The organism is Methyloversatilis discipulorum, from assembly GCF_018780585.1.
GTDB classification, from domain to species: Bacteria; Pseudomonadota; Gammaproteobacteria; order Burkholderiales; family Rhodocyclaceae; genus Methyloversatilis; species Methyloversatilis discipulorum_B.
This window is the reverse complement of the sequence record NZ_JADMJL010000006.1, coordinates 42,854-59,122: the sequence shown is the minus strand read 5'-3', so window position 1 is coordinate 59,122 and position 16,269 is coordinate 42,854. Positions and strand designations below refer to the sequence as shown.

13 protein-coding genes are annotated in these 16,269 nt (G+C 69.7%); 6 read left to right on the top strand and 7 right to left on the bottom strand.

Going from position 1 to position 16,269, the window contains the following annotated elements:
* Window positions 1–63: 63 nt before the first annotated feature.
* On the bottom strand, window positions 64–387 hold the full coding sequence (locus IV112_RS01745) for a hypothetical protein (protein ID WP_304000711.1): 324 nt from the start codon (window positions 385–387) through the stop codon (window positions 64–66).
* Window positions 388–545: 158 nt separating this feature from the next.
* On the opposite strand from IV112_RS01745, the gene IV112_RS01740 reads away from it, so the two are divergent.
* From IV112_RS01740 to lipA, 4 genes are read left to right on the top strand one after another with little or no spacing between them, the layout of a single operon-like run.
* The gene (locus IV112_RS01740) at window positions 546–1,682 is read left to right on the top strand and encodes a D-alanyl-D-alanine carboxypeptidase family protein (protein WP_304000710.1); all 1,137 of its coding nucleotides are present in this window, start codon (window positions 546–548) and stop codon (window positions 1,680–1,682) included.
* Between the two features lie 22 nt (window positions 1,683–1,704).
* Window positions 1,705–1,989: a YbeD family protein gene (locus IV112_RS01735; RefSeq protein ID WP_304000709.1), complete on the top strand. Its 285-nt coding sequence runs from the start codon at window positions 1,705–1,707 to the stop codon at window positions 1,987–1,989.
* On the top strand, window positions 1,986–2,606 hold the full coding sequence (lipB, locus tag IV112_RS01730) for a lipoyl(octanoyl) transferase LipB (RefSeq protein WP_304000708.1): 621 nt from the start codon (window positions 1,986–1,988) through the stop codon (window positions 2,604–2,606). The genes IV112_RS01735 and lipB overlap by 4 nt, the downstream gene beginning before the upstream one ends.
* Before the next feature lie 13 nt (window positions 2,607–2,619).
* The gene (gene lipA / locus IV112_RS01725; RefSeq protein WP_304000707.1) at window positions 2,620–3,573 is read left to right on the top strand and encodes a lipoyl synthase; all 954 of its coding nucleotides are present in this window, start codon (window positions 2,620–2,622) and stop codon (window positions 3,571–3,573) included.
* A 46-nt stretch (window positions 3,574–3,619) separates the two neighbouring features.
* Here the strand turns inward: lipA and IV112_RS01720 are convergent, their stop codons facing one another.
* Both IV112_RS01720 and IV112_RS01715 read right to left on the bottom strand, forming a co-directional pair.
* On the bottom strand, window positions 3,620–8,023 hold the full coding sequence (locus IV112_RS01720) for a PAS domain S-box protein (protein WP_304000706.1): 4,404 nt from the start codon (window positions 8,021–8,023) through the stop codon (window positions 3,620–3,622).
* A gap of 9 nt (window positions 8,024–8,032) precedes the next feature.
* Entirely contained in the window at window positions 8,033–9,175 is a 1,143-nt protein-coding gene (locus tag IV112_RS01715; RefSeq protein WP_304000705.1) for an HD-GYP domain-containing protein, read from the bottom strand.
* A gap of 150 nt (window positions 9,176–9,325) precedes the next feature.
* Between IV112_RS01715 and IV112_RS01710 the strand changes: the two genes are divergently transcribed.
* Complete coding sequence (locus IV112_RS01710; RefSeq protein ID WP_304000704.1) at window positions 9,326–10,051, top strand: SDR family oxidoreductase; 726 nt, start codon at window positions 9,326–9,328, stop codon at window positions 10,049–10,051.
* A 13-nt stretch (window positions 10,052–10,064) separates the two neighbouring features.
* On the opposite strand, the gene IV112_RS01705 is transcribed toward IV112_RS01710, so the two are convergent.
* The 4 genes from IV112_RS01705 to IV112_RS01690 form a co-directional block, all read right to left on the bottom strand.
* Window positions 10,065–12,533, bottom strand: coding sequence for an ABC transporter permease (locus IV112_RS01705; RefSeq protein ID WP_304000702.1), 2,469 nt, complete (start codon window positions 12,531–12,533; stop codon window positions 10,065–10,067).
* On the bottom strand, window positions 12,526–13,194 hold the full coding sequence (locus IV112_RS01700; RefSeq protein ID WP_304000701.1) for an ABC transporter ATP-binding protein: 669 nt from the start codon (window positions 13,192–13,194) through the stop codon (window positions 12,526–12,528). Before IV112_RS01700 ends, IV112_RS01705 begins: the two co-directional genes overlap by 8 nt.
* A gap of 30 nt (window positions 13,195–13,224) precedes the next feature.
* On the bottom strand, window positions 13,225–14,757 hold the full coding sequence (locus tag IV112_RS01695) for an EAL domain-containing protein (RefSeq protein ID WP_304000700.1): 1,533 nt from the start codon (window positions 14,755–14,757) through the stop codon (window positions 13,225–13,227).
* A 153-nt stretch (window positions 14,758–14,910) separates the two neighbouring features.
* A complete protein-coding gene (locus tag IV112_RS01690; RefSeq protein ID WP_304000699.1) occupies window positions 14,911–15,825 on the bottom strand; it encodes an asparaginase in 915 nt (304 codons plus the stop codon).
* 189 nt (window positions 15,826–16,014) lie between these two features.
* Here IV112_RS01690 and IV112_RS01685 point away from each other — a divergent pair, with 189 nt between their 5' ends.
* Window positions 16,015–16,245 (top strand): hypothetical protein, encoded by a 231-nt coding sequence (locus tag IV112_RS01685; RefSeq protein WP_024300751.1) that lies wholly within the window; start codon window positions 16,015–16,017, stop codon window positions 16,243–16,245.
* The last annotated feature ends 24 nt before the right edge of the window (window positions 16,246–16,269 follow it).

Genomic DNA, 16,269 nt, shown 5'->3' with positions numbered 1-16,269 from the left:
CATGCCGCGCAGGTCGTGAAGAAACGGATATGGACGGCGCCCGCGATGGCGGGCAGCCGCGCCTCAGCCCAGCCTGGGCGGGCGCAACGGAACCCGGTCGGGCTCGGGGTCCTGCAGGACGAGGGCGGAGGCGATCTGTTCGGGGCGTGCCTGGCTGCGCGCGCGCTGCGGCACTTCGGCGACGAATGGGTCCGGCGGATCGCCGGCCAGATCGAGACGGTGCATCAAGGCACCGTAGACGTCGGTCGGCGTGGCATCGGGGAATTCGAAGGACGCACAGCTCACGCACTGTTCCGGTGCATCGGCGAGCGCACGCTGCCCGGCCCACAGGGCAGACAGCGCAAACAGCAGGACACCGATCAACAGGAAGGCTCTGGCGGAACTCATGAGGCGTTCGGACGCACGGCACGGAATTTAAGTTCCCTTTCATGAAACCACTGTTTCAACTCGCGGTGCAACACGAAACATCACGAAGCAGCTTCCATGCCGGTGGCCGGCCCTGCTTTGGTAGACTGCGCACGCTGTTCTGACCACCGGTAACTTTCATGCTCAAGCTGTTGCGCTGCACCGCGCTTCTCGTGTCCGCCGCACTTCCGTTCGCCGCTTCCGCCGACCTGATCCCGCCACCCCAGCCCGACGCCAAGGCCTGGCTGCTGATCGACCACGAATCCGGGGCCGTGCTGGCGCAGTCGCGCCCGGACGACAAGGTCGAACCGGCCTCGCTGACCAAGCTGATGACCGCCTACCTGACCTTCAAATCGCTGAAGAACGGGCAGCTGAAGCCCAACCAGGCGGTGCCGGTCAGCGTCGCCGCATGGAAGACCGGCGGCTCCAAGATGTTCATCGCGCCGGACAAGCCGGTCACCGTCGATGAATTGATCCGCGGCATGATCATCCAGTCCGGCAATGACGCCTGCGTTGCACTGGCCGAGGCGATCGCCGGTTCGGAGGCCGCCTTCGCCCAGATGATGAATGCCGAGGCGAAGCGTCTGGGCATGTCGGGCACGCAGTTCCGCAACTCGACCGGCCTGACCGAGGACGGTCACTACACGACGGCACGCGACCTGGCCATCCTGGCGCGCGCGCTGATCCACGACTTCCCCGAGTACTACCCGCTGTACTCGACGCTGGACTACACCTACAACGGTATCAAGCAGGGCAACCGCAACCGCCTGCTGACGATGGACCGCAGCGTGGACGGCATGAAGACTGGCCACACCGATGCGGCCGGCTGGTGCCTGGTGTCGTCGGCGAAGCGCGAAGACCGCCGTGTCGTGTCGGTGCTGCTCGGCGCGCCGAACGAAAAGGGCCGCATCGAATCGTCGGCCACGCTGCTGAACTACGGCTTCAACGCCTGGGAGAACGCCCGTCTCGCCAGCGCCGAGGAAGTGCTGGCCACGCCTGCCGTCTACAAAGGCGCCGCCGCCAGCGTGCAGGTCGGCGCGGCCGAGGACGCCGTCGTCACGGTGCCGCGCGGCCAGGCCGGCAAGGTGACGCGCGAGATCGTCATCACCACGCCGGTGATCGCGCCCATCGCCGTCGGCCAGCAGCTCGGTACGCTGAAGGTGGCGATCGACGGCAAGCCGGCCGGCGAGTATCCGCTGGTGGCCAAGGTGGCGATCGACGAAGGCGGTTTCTTCCGCCGCATCTGGGACACGATCCGGCTCTGGCTGGGTCTCTGAACGCGTTTCCGAGGACAGACCGATGGCCGATCAGCCACAGCCGTCGCGCACCGACACCCTGCTCGAGTTTCCGTGCGACTTCCCGCTCAAGATCATGGGCGAGCGCCACGACGACTTCGCCCAGGTGGTGGTCGAGGTGGTGCTGCGCCACGCGCCCGACTTCGACCCGGCGACGCTGGGCATGCGCCCGTCGTCCGGTGGCCGCTACATCGGTCTGACCGCGACGATACGGGCGACCTCGAAGGATCAGCTCGACGCGCTGTACAGCGAACTGAGCGGCCATCCGATGGTGAAAGTCGTCCTGTGACCGCCCTCGTCCGCGCGCTCGGCCGGGTGGACTACACGCCGGTGTGGCGGGACATGCAGGCCTTCACCGCGGCGCGCGCTGCCGACACGGCGGACGAGTTCTGGCAGGTCGAGCACCCGCCGGTATTCACGCTGGGGCTGGCCGGCAAGCGCGAACACCTGCTGCGCGACGTCGGCGTGCCGGTGGTCGACAGCGACCGCGGCGGCCAGGTGACCTATCACGGCCCGGGCCAGGTCGTCATCTACACCCTGATCGACCTCAAGCGCGCCGGCCTCGGCGTGCGCGAGGTGGTGAACCGCATCGAACAGGCGGTGATCGATCTGCTGGCGGTGCACGGCGTCGGCGCGCAGCGACGCCCCGGCGCACCCGGCGTCTACGTCGGCACGGGCGACGACGAAGCCAAGATTTCCGCACTGGGCCTGCGCATCCGCAACGGCCGCACCTACCACGGCGTTTCGCTGAACGTGGACATGGACCTGACACCGTTTACCGCGATCAACCCCTGCGGTTACAGTGGGCTGCGCGTCACACAGACGCGCGATCTGGGCATCGACCTCCCACCGGAGGCGATCTGCCTGCAACTGACCGGCGCGCTACAGCGCGCCCTCTATGAATAGGTAAACAGCAGCCATGAGCGACACCGCCTACGACCCGACCGAAAAACAGAAGGGGTCATCGAAAACCGCCCGCATCCCGATCAAGGTGGTGCCGGCCGAAACCCTGCGCAAGCCGGACTGGATACGCGTGCGCGCGGCGCGCCCTGACAGCCGCTTCGGCGAGATCAAGCAGATCCTGCGCGACAGCGGTCTGCACACGGTGTGCGAGGAGGCGAGCTGTCCGAACATCGGCGAGTGCTTCGGCGGCGGCACCGCCACCTTCATGATCATGGGCGACAAGTGCACCCGCCGCTGTCCCTTCTGCGACGTCGGCCATGGCCGCCCCGACCCGCTGGATGCCGGCGAGCCGGAAAAGCTGGCGAAGACCATCGCCGCGCTGAAGCTGAACTACGTGGTGATCACCAGCGTGGACCGCGACGACCTGCGCGACGGCGGCGCCCAGCACTTCGTCGACTGCATACGCGCCGTGCGCGAGCACTCGCCGCGCACACAGATCGAGGTGCTGGTGCCGGACTTCCGCGGCCGCCTCGACATCGCGCTGTCCATCCTCGACGCCGCGCCGCCGGACGTGATGAACCACAACCTGGAAACCGTGCCGCGGCTGTACAGGATGGCGCGCCCGGGCTCCGACTATGCGCATTCGCTCGACCTGCTGCGCCAGTTCCGCGCCCGCCACCCCGAAATACCGACCAAGAGCGGACTGATGCTGGGGCTGGGCGAAACCGACGACGAAATCCTCGACGTGATGCGCGACATGCGCGCGCACGACGTGCAGATGCTGACGCTGGGTCAGTACCTGCAGCCGTCGGGCGGTCATCTGCCGGTGCTGCGCTACGTGCATCCGGACACCTTCGCGATGTTCGAGCGCGAAGCGACGGCGATGGGCTTCAGCCACGCCGCCTGCGGCCCGCTGGTGCGCTCCAGCTACCACGCCGACCGCCAGGCACACGCCGCCGGCGTCGCCTGACCCGGCTGCACCGGCTCGCACCTTTCGTTGCCGGTGCGCCCGCGCCTCAGTCCTCGCGCAGTTCCGGGTGCACCGACACGAAGGCGCGCAGGATGGTCAGCGCCTCGGGAAACTCGAAAGCCTCGATCAGGCGGGTCAGCGGATGCACCGCCGCCTCGCCGAACTGCGCCACCAGTGCCGGCTTGAGTTCGCGCCAGATGGCGCCGGATTTCATGTCGTCGTGTTCAAGCAGCAGGCAGAGCTGGCTGACCAGACTGCGCACGCGCGCGGTCGGCAGGCCGACTGCATCCGCCTCGGCGCGGGGTAGCGCGCGTATCTCGTCGCACACCGCACCTATCTGCACCGCGCAGGCGGCGATGTCGTCGGCGATGGTCTGCACCGGGGTGCCGGCATGCAGCGCCTGTTCGAGTGCAAGCGCGCGGTCGCGCAATGCGTGCGCACCGATGGTCGCCGCCACGCCCTTCAGGGTGTGCGCAACGCGCTCGGCGAGCACCCGGTCGCCGTCCTTGATCGCCTGTCGCAGGCGATCGACGTCGCCGCTGTGGTTCGCCAGGAACATGTCCAGCACCTGGCGGTAGCCCGCGGCATCGCCACCGAGCGCGCGCACGCCGACGTCGCGATCGATGACGGCAGGCACCGTCGGCGTCAGCGGCGACGCGGCCGCATGCTCGCCCTCCGGAATCCACTGTGCCAGCGCGGCGAACATGCGCTCCGGATCGACCGGCTTGACCAGGTGACCGTTCATGCCGACCTCCTCACAGCGGCGCCTGTCCTCCTCGAAGGCGTTGGCGGTCATCGCGAGGATGGGCAGCATGCGTCCGGCGTCGGTGGCGCGGATCCGGCGCGTCGCCTCGACGCCATCCATCACCGGCATCTGCATGTCCATCAGCACGATGTCGTAATGCGAGCGGGCCACCTTGTCGACCGCCTCCGCGCCATCGGCGGCGACATCGACCATCAGTCCGGCGCCTTCGAGCAGTTCGCGCGCCACCTCCTGGTTGATCGCGTTGTCCTCGACCAGCAGCACGTGCGCGCCAACACGCACGCGACGCTGACGGGTGATCGAATCCGGCCGCAGCGCCGCGTCGCCGCGCTGCAGGCGCACGGTGAACCAGAAAGTGCTGCCTTCGCCCGGCACACTGCTCACACCGACGTCGCCGCCCATCAGCCGTGCCAGCCGACGGCTGATCACCAGACCGAGTCCGGTGCCACCGTACTTGCGCGTCGTGGCCGCCTCGGCCTGTTCGAAGGCCTCGAACAGCTGCGCCTGCTTCTGTGGCGCGATGCCGATGCCGGTGTCCTCGACTTCGAAACGCAGCATGACCGCGGTCGGCTGCTCGGCCAGCACCTGCACGCGCAAGGTGATGCTGCCGCGCTCGGTGAACTTCACCGCATTGCTCAGGTAGTTGATCAGTATCTGACCGACGCGCATCGGGTCGCCGAGCAGCGACAGGCCGGTCAGCCGCGGATCGACTTCCTCCTTCAGCAGCAGCCGCCTGGAGGCGATGCGGTCCGCCATCATGCTGCGCACTCGGTCCAGCGTCGCCAGCACGCTGAACGGCACTTCCTCCAGTTGCAGGCGGTCGGCCTCGATCTTCGACAGGTCGAGCACGTCGTTGATGAGGCCGAGCAGGTGCTTGGCCGAAGCGGTGATCTTTTCCAGCTTGTCCAGCTGTGACGGCGCCGTCAGTTCTCGCCGCAGCAGGTGGGTGAAGCCGATGATGGCGTTCATCGGCGTGCGGATTTCGTGGCTCATGTTGGCGAGGAAGGTGCTCTTCGAGCGGCTCGCCGCCTCGGCGTCGATGCGGGCGCGTTCCAGTTCGGCGGTGCGGCTGCGCACCAGTTCCTCCAGATGGTGGCGGTGCGCATCGAGCTCGGCCTCGGCCGCCCGCTTGGCCGTGATGTCGCGGGTGACACCCTGCAGGAGAGTGATCTGCCCGTCGGCGTTGGTGCGCAGCGTGGTCACCACCTCGGTCATCACGACACGCCCGTCGCGACAGGGCTGTTCGATTTCCATCGTCTGCGTGCGCATCGATTCGTCGCCCGCACGGAAGGCAGCCAGCCGCACGGCGAAGGCCTCGCTGACGCGGCGGTAGCTGTCCGGCGTCATGGTGTCCTGCATGCTCTGCCCGAGCACCTCGTCGACGGTATAGCCGCGCAGCCGCTCGATCGCCTGACTGATGTAGACGAAGCGCTCGGCGCGCAGGTCGTACAGCCAGATCACGTCGCTCGAGTTCTCCGACAGCAGGCGGTGCCGCTCCTCGCTCTCGCGCAGACGCCGCTCGGCCTCGCGGCGGTCGGTCACGTCGCGCAACACGACGTGCAGCAGCGCGCGCCCGTCGTGCTCGATCGCGGTGGCCAGCACCTCGGTTGCCAGCGCTTCACCATCGGCCCGCGTTATCAGCCACTCGAACTGGTGCGCGCCGCCCTCGCCCAGCCTGCGCATGATCTGCTCGAAGGCCTGGGCGGAGCGCGTGCCGTCGGACTGGAACTCCGGCGCGACATCGACCGGCGAGTGCCCGACCAGCTGCGTCGCATCCTCCATGCGGAGCATTTCCAGGGCGGCACGATTGACGTCGATGAAGCGCCCGTCCTCCATCAGCGCCACCGCCTCGCGCGTGTCCTCGAACAGCTTGCGGAAACGCGCCTCGCTCTCGCGCAGGCGTTCTTCCGACTGTCTGCGCTCGGTGATGTCGATATGGGTGCCACGGATCAGCAGCGGGCGCCCGTCCGGCGTGCGCTGCGTCACCCGCCCGCGGTCGGCGATCCACACCCAGTGGCCGTCGCGATGGCGCATCCGGACGTCGCACTCGTAATAGTCGGTTTCGCCGGCCAGATGCCGTTCCAGTGCTTCGTTGGCCTGCCGCAGGTCGTCCGGATGGACAAAGCGCGCCCAGGTGTCGACGGTGAAGGGCTGCAGATCGGCCAGCGCGTAGCCGAACATGCCCGCCCAGCGCTCGTTGAACACCGCTTCGCCGGTCTGCAGGTTCCATTCCCAGGTACCGGCGTGGGTGCCGTCGATGATGTCCTGCAGCCGCTGCCGCTCGCGGTCGAGCTGGGCCTGCACCTTGGAGCGCTCGGTCACGTCCCACCAGATGTCCGATACGTAGACCCGTCCCTGCACCTTCACCGGCTGCACGCTGACCCGAACGTCAGTAACCGAGCCGTCGCGGCGCCGGCGGCGCGTGTCGAACTGCGCGCCGCCGCGCGCAACCACGTCGCGCATCTTCGCCCGCACCGCATCGGGGTCGAGGTCGGCATTGATGTCGGCCAGCGTCAGCAACGCGAACTCCTCGCGCGTGTAGCCCAGACCGGTGCAGGCCGCATCGTTGAACTCGACGAAGGCCAGCGTTTCGGCATCGATCAGCGTGATCGAATCGGAGGCCTGCGCGACGATGGCGCGGTAGATGTCCTCGCGCTGCGTCGCGCGCGCTTCGTCCTCGCGCCGGGCGATGACGCTGACGATGCGGTCGGCCAGCGCCTCCAGCAGCATGCGCTCTTCGAGCAGGAAGGGCCCCTCGTCACGCACAGGCATTTCGCTTCGGTAAGCGACGCATATCCGTCCGCGCACTTCGCCACGCAGCACCAGCCGCGCATGGATGGACTGCACCGCCCGGTCGAAACCGGACGTGGCGACCGTTTCGCCGTCGAGCTCGATGGCGGCCTCAGCCTCGCCCACATGCATGAAGCCGCCAGACAACAGACCCGCCACCTCGCGCAGCATGTCGGGCAGCGGCCGGCGCAGGTCCTCGGTGGCGCGGAACACCGCGTACAGGCAACGCTGTTCCTTCACCCGTTCGGCCAGCGCCTGCTCGATTTCGCGCATCAAGGTGACCTCGCGCGCCACGCCGAGTACGCCGACCAGCTGTCCGGCGCTGTCGGTGACCGCCGTCTTCGTGGTCTGGTATAGGCCCTGCTGACCACCGACGCGGAAGGTAAGCCACTCCTCGTTGATCAGCGGTCGGCCGGCGGCGATCGCCGCGCGGTCGTGCGCACGGAAGAAGTCGGCCAGTTCGCGCTCGACGAAGTCGTAATCGGTGTGTCCGATCAGCTGCGCTTCGGGCACGCCGAGCAGCTGCTCGAAACGCGGATTGCAGAAGCGAAAAGTGCCGTCGGCATCCTTCAGCCAGACAAGATCGGGAATCGCGTTCAGCAACATGCGCAGACGGCTGCGCTCCTGCTCCAGCGCCGCAGCGTGGCGATCGGCGAGCGCCTGCGCGCGACTCAGGCGTCGGGCGTGCCGCCGCTGCGCCAGCAGCAGCGCGCACACCAGCGCCAGACTGAAGCCGAGCACCAGCAACAGCACGTGGTGATCGCGCCACAGTTCGGGCAGCGAGTCGGCGGGCACGTGCTGCGCCAGAGCCGGTGTGGCGAAACTGAGGAGACAGACGGCAGCGGTGGCCGACCGCATCAGGCGAGCGGCAGCAAGGCTCGGTATGGACGTCATCATCGGCGCGACTCAGGCGGGTGCGTTCGGGGTCTGCTCGGCCAGGTCGGCGTAGCGCGCGGCAATGGCCGCGAACTCGTCGAGATGTGCGAGGTAGGCGTCAACGACGTCCGGATCGAAATGCCGGCCACGCCCCTCGGTGATGATGGCGGTCGCCCGATCGAGCGGAAAGGCCGGCTTGTAGGCGCGCTTGCTGATCAGCGCGTCGAACACGTCGGCCAGCGCCATCAGGCGCGCCGGCAGCGGAATGGCCTCGCCGGCCAGACCTTCCGGGTAGCCGCTGCCGTCCCACTTCTCGTGGTGGTAGTGCGCGATGTCCATCGCGATGTAGAGGAAATCCAGCGCTTCGCGCTCCTCCTGGTCGCAGATGGCGCGCCAGATCGCATCCGATCCCTGCCGGGCGTGGGTCTTCATGATTTCCCACTCGTCGGGCGTGTGCTTGCCCGGCTTGTGCAGGATGTGATCGGGAATCGCCACCTTGCCGATGTCGTGCAGCGGCGCCGCCTTCGTATAGGTTTCGACCCGCGCCGGCGTCAGCTCGCCAGCGTAGCGCGGCGTCGTCGCCAGCGCCCGTGCCAGCACATTCACATAGGCCTGCGTGCGCAGGATGTGATTGCCGGTCTCGTCGTCGCGCGCCTCGGCGATGCTGGCGAGCGCGCGCATGCTCACGTCCTGCACCACCTGGTTCTGCCGCATGCGGCGGGCGATCTCGGCTTCCAGCCAGGCGTTCTGATCGCGCATGCGATCGCGCGCCTCTTTCAGTTCGAGTTGCCCGCGCACGCGGGCCAGCACGATGGCCGGACGCACCGGCTTGGTGATGTAGTCGACGGCGCCCAGCTCCAGTCCGTGTGCTTCGTCTTCGGTGCTGTCGAGCGCGGTGACAAAGATGACAGGCAGTTCGCGCGTGCGCGCATCTGCGCGCAGACGGCTGATCACCTCGTAACCGTCCATCTCCGGCATCATCACGTCGAGCAGCACCAGATCCGGCCGCGGATCGCTGGTCGCGGCCGCCAGCGCACGTGCACCTGAACTGGCGACGCGGACACGGTAGTGAGGCATCAGGATTTCGCCGAGTACGGTCAGATTTTCCGGCGTGTCATCGACCAGAAGCAGGGTCTTCTGCGGGGTGGTCGCCGCGCCCTGGTGTGGGTTCACTGGGTGTCTCCCGTGTTGTATCCGGAGCGCAGGCACCGGTCGGACGCCCGCGCCAGTTCTGTCGATGATCTTACTCCGCCCCTATGCGGCCGACAGCAAAACAGTGTGCCGACGCGGCTTTGCGGCGCATGAGACGACGAGGAAAAGACGATGAAGGCAGTACTGACCGGCCACACGCACGGACTGGGCGAGGCGCTTGCCGCCACGCTGCGCGCACGCGGCATTCCGGTGCTCGGGCTCGCACGCAGCCGGTCGCCGCAGCCCGACGACGACGGCTTCACGCAGGTCGCACTCGACCTCGCCGACGCGGCGGCGCTGGCGCGATGGCTGGCGGGCGACGCGCTGTCACGCTTCGTTGCCGCCGCCGACCGCGTGCTGCTGATCAACAACGCCGGCACGCTGGGTCCGGTGGCGCCGGCCGGACGCCAGGGTGCGGCGGCCATCGCGCAGGCCGTGGCGCTCAATGTCGCCGCCCCGCTGGCACTGACCGACGCCCTGGTCACCGCCGCTGCGCACGCGAGCGACCGGCGCATCGTGCACATTTCGAGTGGCGCCGCGCACACGCCCTATGCCGGCTGGTCCATCTACTGCGCCACCAAGGCCGCGCTCGACCAGCACGCCCGCGCTGCGATGCTCGACGCCCCGGCCGGCACCCGCATCGTGAGCCTGGCGCCGGGCGTCATCGACACAGCGATGCAGGCGCAGATCCGCGCCACGCCGCTGGCGGACTTCCCGAACCGCGCCCGCTTCGAGGCGCTGCAGCGCGACGGCGCACTGCTGTCGCCGGCCGACTGCGCGCGCCGCCTGGTCGACTACCTGCTGTCCGAGCGCTTCGGCGTCGAACCGGTGGCCGACCTGCGCACCGCTCTGCCTTGATCGCGCATCGCCGTCACCCGTCCATGCGCACCGCGCGCACGGCATCGATGGCGAGCGCGCGGCGGGCACCGATCAGCGCGGCGATGGTGGCCGCCACCAGCATGGCCAGCACGATGCCGGCGAGCAGACCCCAGGGCACCACCCAGTCCATGCTCCAGTGGAAGGACTGCCGGTTCACCACTTCGATCAGCAGCGCGCTCATCGCAAAGCCTGCAAGCAGACCGAGCAGCAGGCCGGGCACGGTCGACAGCAGGCCCTCGGCGGCGAGCTGCGCAGCGATCTGCCGGCGCGTGAAACCGACGTGGCGCAACAGGCCGAACTCGCGCACGCGCGCCGCGGCCGACGCGGCGAAGGCGGCGGCGATGCCGGCCAGACCGATCAGCGCCGACGCCGCCTCCAGCGCATAGGTGGCAGCGAAAGTGCGGTCGAACACACCCAGCGACAACCGGCGAATGTCCTCGCTCGACGTCAGCTCCAGCGCTTCGCCGGCGCCGCTGGCGTCGCGCAGCGCCGCGGCGACCGCGCTCGGGTCCGCGCCATCGGCCAGCCAGAGGCCGAAGTCGTCGGCCAGCCGGTCGCCGGTCAGCGCGCGGTAGCATTCGAGGTCGATCACCAGCGCGCCGTGCTGCCGCGCGTAGTCACGCCATAGCCCGGCCACCTGCACGCGCAGCGCGCGCCCGGCCAGCGGCAGTTCGACCTCGCTGCCAGCACGCCAGCCGTACAGATCGGCCATCGCCTCCGATGCCCACACGCGTGGAAGGGCGCCCGGTGGCGCCATCGATCCGACGCGCGGCAGCACCCGTCCGGCGTCGTCCGGCAGCGCCCGCGCGATCAGCGCCACCGGCGGCAGATCGGCGCGCAGCAGCAGCGACTGGTGACGCAGCACATCGACGCGAGCGACGCCGGGCACCGCCGCCAGCCGGCGCTCGACGTCGTCCGGCCACGGCCGGTCGCGATCGCCGCGGATATAGAGCTCGGCCGGCAGCACGTCGCCCAGCCAGCGATCGACCGACGCGCGGAAGGACGAGACCATGACCGCCATCGCGACGATGAGCGCACTGGCCGCCAGCACACCGGCCGCGCTGCGCGACGCGAAACCCGGTTCGGCGCGCAGTCGCGCCGCGGCCAGCGTCAACGGCAGACTGGCGTCGTCGGGCAGCGCCCGCGCCAGTGCCGCCGCGAGCGGTGGCACCGCCAGCACCGCGCTCGCCAGCACGCAGCCGATCGCCAGATAGCCGCCCAGAGGCAGCCCGCCCAGCGCCGGCTGTGCCGCGGCGACGGCACCCAGTGCGAGCAGCGCCAGCAGGCCGACGGCCCGGCGGCGATTCCCCAGCAGACGCAAGGGCGGCGTGAACACCCCGCCGCGCAGCGCCTGCGCCGGCGTGATGGCCAGCGCATCGCACGCCGGCCAGGCGGCGCCGGCTGCCGCCGACGCCACGCCGAGCAGGCCGAAGCCGATGCTGGCCGACACATCGAAGCCCAGTTGCGGCGCCACGCCGGCAATCAGGCCGGCGCCCAGGTCGCTGCCGATCAGATGGAGTGCCAGCGCCGCCAGCGCGTGACCCAGCGCAATACCGATGGCGGCACCGGCGGCACCGAGCAGTGCGCCTTCGCCGACCAGCAGCCGCATCAGCTGAGCACGCGTCAGTCCGGCCGCGCGCAGGAAGGCGATTTCCGATACGCGGCGGGCGATCGCCGCCGCCTGCGTCGCCGCCACCAGGAAACTGCCGACCGCCAGCGCGATCAGCGCCAGCAGGCCGAGATTGACGCGATAGGCACGCGACAGCCGGTCGGCACGCTCCAGCGCCTGCGCCGGCGTCTGCAGCGTCACGTCGGCCGGCAGTGCGGCGGCGATGCGCCCGATCGCATCGGCGCGCGCCACGCCCGCGTGCAGGCGCAGCGCGACGCGGTGAATGCGGCCGGCGCTGCCCAGCCGCCACTGCGCGTCGCCGATGTCGGTCACCGCCAGCACCGCGCCCTCGCCGGCCGTCGGCAGCCAGCCGGCCACGCGGAAGGCGTGACCGCGCAGCGTCAGCGTGTCGTCCGGCTGCAGGCCGAGTGCGCGACCGGCCGCGTGGCTCAGGTAGAGCGTATCCGGCTGCATCAGGCGGCCGATGCCGTCGGCCGGCGGCAGCAATGTCGGCTGCACGGCGGCAGCGCGGAAGGCGTCGATGCCGATCACGCGCAGCTTCAGCGTGCGGCCGGCGTGCGCGACCTCGATCTCGCGCTCGACCAGCGGACTGGCCGCCGCCACGTCGGGCAACGCGGCCAGCCGCGGGTAGAGCATTTCATCCATGCCGCGCGGCGCCACCGCCTCGACGTCGGCGCTGCCGGACACGCTGCGCAGGCCGGATTCGAATTCGTCGAGCGCCGCCCGGTGGATGGCCGACACCGCGACACCAAGCGCCACGCCGAGTGCGATGGCGAGCAGCGCCAGCACGCTCGCGCCGCGCCGGGCCGAGCGCCACAGCAGCTCAAGCATCGTGCAGGCGGCCGTCGCGCGCCAGCCGCAGCACGCGGTCGGCACTGTCCGCCATCGCGGTCGAATGCGTCACCAGCAGGCCGCAGGCCTTGCTGGACTTCACCGCGTCGCGCAACAGCGCGGCGACGCGCTCGGCGTTGTCGGCGTCCAGGTTGCCTGTCGGTTCGTCGGCCAGCAGCAGGCGCGGGCGATGCACCAGCGCGCGGGCGATGGCCACCCGCTGCAGCTCGCCGCCGGACAGCCGGGTCGGGCTGTCGCCGGCACGCTCGCCCAGACCCACTGCATCGAGCTGCGCGCGGGCACGGGCGGCCCGTTCGCGCACCGGCACGCCAGCCAGCGCCAGCGGCAAGGCGACGTTGTCGGCCAGGCTGAGCCAGGGCAACACGTGAAAGGACTGGAACACGAAACCGACCTCGACCCGCCGCCACAGCGTGGCCGCGTCGTCGTCGAGCGTGGACACCGCGTGCGCACCGAACTGAACGCTGCCGGCGTCCGGTCGGTCGAGGCCGGCGACCAGATTGAGCAGCGTCGACTTGCCGGCGCCCGATTCGCCGATCACCGCGACGTATTCGCCCGGCGTGACGGTCAGGTCGACGGCGTCGAGCAGCAGGCGCGGTGGCGTACCGGGCAGGGTCTTGCGAAGTGAATGGAGGGTGAGCACGGCCGATGGACTGCGCGGCGCGCGCCGGGTTCAGCCGCGCGTGGCGAGGAAGTGACGGAACTCGCTGGCGTCCATCGGTCGCGCGTACAGATAGCCCTGCGCGATCTCGACGCCCTGCTCACGCAGATAGTCCGCCTGCTGCTCGGTCTCGACGCCCTCGGCCACCATGTGCAGACCGCGCGTGCGGGCGATCTCGGCAATGTGCGGCACCAGCGGCGCGTGCGGCGTTTCGGCGCCTATGGTGCCGACGAAGGCGCGGTCTATCTTCAGCGCGTCGACCGGCAGGTCGTGCAGATAGGACAGGCTGGAGTAACCGGTGCCGAAGTCATCCAGCAGCACCTTGTGGCCAGCCTCGCGCAGCCGCGCCAGCACCTCGCCGGCCGAGCCGGCCTGGATCAGGTTGCGCTCGGTCAGTTCGAGTTCGATCTGGCTGCGGCGGATGCCGTTGCCGTCCAGCGCATCGGCCAGCAGTTCGGTCAGATCGCCGCGTTCAAGGTCGTGCGAAGCCAGGTTCAGCGACACCGTCAGCTCCGGCCGGCGCTGCAGCAGATCGCCGATCTCGGAAATCGCGGTGCGCAGCACGCGGGCGGTGATTTCGTGCTCGAAACCCGAATGCTCGGCCAGATGCACCAGGTCGTCGGTACTCATGACCGGCTCGTTCTGATCGGGCCAGCGCACCAGCAGCTCGGCACCGACGCAGCGGCCATCGGACAGGCGGATCTGCGGGTGGTAGGCCACGCGCAGTTCGCCGCGGCGTATCGCCGACAGCAGCGCGCTGGCCGGCGAGAAGTACTGGCGCGCGAAGCGGCGCACCGCCCACATCAGCAGGGTGCTCACCAGCACGCCGAGCAGCGTCATCATGACCAGCGGCTCGGTCCATGCGGCCATCAGTTGGGCGCGCGACTGCGCGCCGACGGCGACGATGGGCAACTGCACCGACTGCGCGACGGCATACAGGCGATCGCCCTGAATGCGCTCGCGACCGGTCACCGCGGTATCGATCATGCTCGGCAGCAGCGGCTGGTCGAGGTGGGCCAGCGGCAGCCAGTCGGTGGTGCTGAGCACCGCCAGTTGGGTATCGCCGACCGCGCGCGCCTGGAAGTGACTGGCGTGAATCAGCGCGATGTGGCTGCCGCGGCCGATGGCCACCGACGGCCGCGCGTCGTCGAGCGTGTGGGTGACGCGGAACCAGATCTGCCGCCCCTTGCCATCCGACCAGTCGGCCGCCGGCAGCACGCGATGGGCTTCGCTGCCCATGCTGCTGCAGGCGATCTGGCCGTTCTCGACATAGGCGATCTCGCGCACGAAGGGCGTGCAGTAGGCGATCTGCCGCAGCCGCTCGATATGGGCCGGCGAGCAGGCCGGCTGCGGGAAACTCTGCAGACCGCCCAGTTCGGACTGCGCGTCGTCGAACACCTGCTCGGCGCGGGCCAGCGCCTGCTGCGCCAGCGCATCGAGGTGCTGGGTCTCCACCCGCAGCGTGTAGGCCCAGGAGAAATAGAGCGCAGCCGCCACCGGCAGCAGCCCGGCAAGCAGGGCGGCCACGGTCAACAGCGTGGTCAATGCGCGACGTCGCATCGGAGGCGTTCTTCGATTATGGCGGCCGCTCGGGCGACCTTGTTCTTGATGTGCACAGAGGCGGAAGTTTAAGCGCTTGCGACCCCGTCACAGCGCGCCCACGTCGCAATCTTCGTGCTTTTTTGTGAATGCCCGGCGTCAGTGCAGGGTGAGCAGCAGTTCGACGCGTGCCTGCACCGGCGTCAACGCGCCGGCCGACGGCAGCGCCTGCGCGCTCGTTTCGACGATGCTGCCGCGGCCGATGCGGGTGGCGCGCAGCACCGCAACACCGGCCGCCTGCGCGCGCAGCAGCGCACTTTCGAGCGCAGCGGACAGAGTGCCGTTGCCAGTGCAGGCGGCGACGATGCCACGTGCGCCGAGCGCGACCAGCGCGTCCACCAGTGCGCCGTCGACACCGGCCGCGCTGACGACAATGTCGACGCGCGGCCAGTCCTCGCGCTGCGTGCAGGCCAGGCCGAGCGCCTCGCCCGCGGGCCAGTCGCGCAGTTGCCGCAGATGCCCCTCTTCGATGTAGCCGAGCGCACCGGTGTCACCGGAATCGAAGGCGTCGATACGGAAGGGGTGTACCTTGCGCACGTCGCAACCGGCGTGCACCGCACCGGCGATGCAGGCGAGCACGCCACGCGCGCCGGGCAGCGCGGCGACCCGCACCGCGTCGAGCAGGTTCTGCGGGCCGTCCGGCGCCAGCGCGTTCGCCGGCCGCATCGCCGCGGCCAGCACCACCGGTTTGGCCGGTGCCAGCACGCGATGCAGGAAGTAGGCGGTCTCCTCCAGCGTGTCGGTGCCGTGCGTGATGACGATGCCGGCCACCTCGTCGCGGACGAGGTGATGCGCCGTGCGCTGCGCCAGCGCGCGCCAGATGGCGAAGGACATGTCCTTGCTGTCGACCTGCGCCACCTGTTCCGCTTCCAGCGCGAAGCCGGCCAGCGCCGGAATCGCCGCCAGCAGATCGCCGACGGCGATCTGCGCAGCGGTATAGCCGACATTGTCGCCGGCCTGCCGGGCCTGACCGGCGATGGTGCCGCCGGTGCCGAGGATGACGATGCGTTTCATCGTGTCGGTTCGCGAGTGAAGTTGCCGCATTCTCGCGGAGCGCTCGCGGCACGCGCAAGCGCGCGCGTGGTCGAAGCCGGCAACGCGGCTTCACAGGTCGCCGCCGCTTCGGACACAATGCAGGCCGCCGGGCACCCGCGGCGGCTTGCCCGCCGTCGGCGCTGCGCCGCCTCTCACTGGATCTCATTCATGCGCGTACTGTTCTTCTTCGCCGCCCTCGGCTTCGCCATCGTCGGCATGTCCGGGGTGACGCTGAGCCTGCTCAACCTGATCGACGAAAGCCAGACTGGCGGCTGGCCGCTGTGGCAGTCGCTGATCATGACCGCGGTCGGCGTCGCCGGCTTCCTGTTCTGCCTGATCAAGGTGATACGCGGTGTGCGCGAGGAAACACCGCCCGCGCCGCCGAAGCAGGTCGACTGACCCAGCGCCCGCGCGGCAGAGGAC

What these genes read in the sequence shown, in the direction of transcription:
- IV112_RS01705 (WP_304000702.1), bottom strand. Translation starts at nt 12,533, where the DNA reads ATGCTTGAGCTGCTGTGGCGCTCGGCCCGGCGCGGCGCGAGCGTGCTG.
- IV112_RS01690 (WP_304000699.1), bottom strand. Translation starts at nt 15,825, where the DNA reads ATGAAACGCATCGTCATCCTCGGCACCGGCGGCACCATCGCCGGTCAG.
- IV112_RS01685 (WP_024300751.1), top strand. Translation starts at nt 16,015, where the DNA reads ATGCGCGTACTGTTCTTCTTCGCCGCCCTCGGCTTCGCCATCGTCGGC.
- IV112_RS01735 (WP_304000709.1), top strand. Translation starts at nt 1,705, where the DNA reads ATGGCCGATCAGCCACAGCCGTCGCGCACCGACACCCTGCTCGAGTTT.
- lipA (WP_304000707.1), top strand. Translation starts at nt 2,620, where the DNA reads ATGAGCGACACCGCCTACGACCCGACCGAAAAACAGAAGGGGTCATCG.
- IV112_RS01740 (WP_304000710.1), top strand. Translation starts at nt 546, where the DNA reads ATGCTCAAGCTGTTGCGCTGCACCGCGCTTCTCGTGTCCGCCGCACTT.
- IV112_RS01710 (WP_304000704.1), top strand. Translation starts at nt 9,326, where the DNA reads ATGAAGGCAGTACTGACCGGCCACACGCACGGACTGGGCGAGGCGCTT.
- IV112_RS01745 (WP_304000711.1), bottom strand. Translation starts at nt 387, where the DNA reads ATGAGTTCCGCCAGAGCCTTCCTGTTGATCGGTGTCCTGCTGTTTGCG.
- IV112_RS01720 (WP_304000706.1), bottom strand. Translation starts at nt 8,023, where the DNA reads ATGATGACGTCCATACCGAGCCTTGCTGCCGCTCGCCTGATGCGGTCG.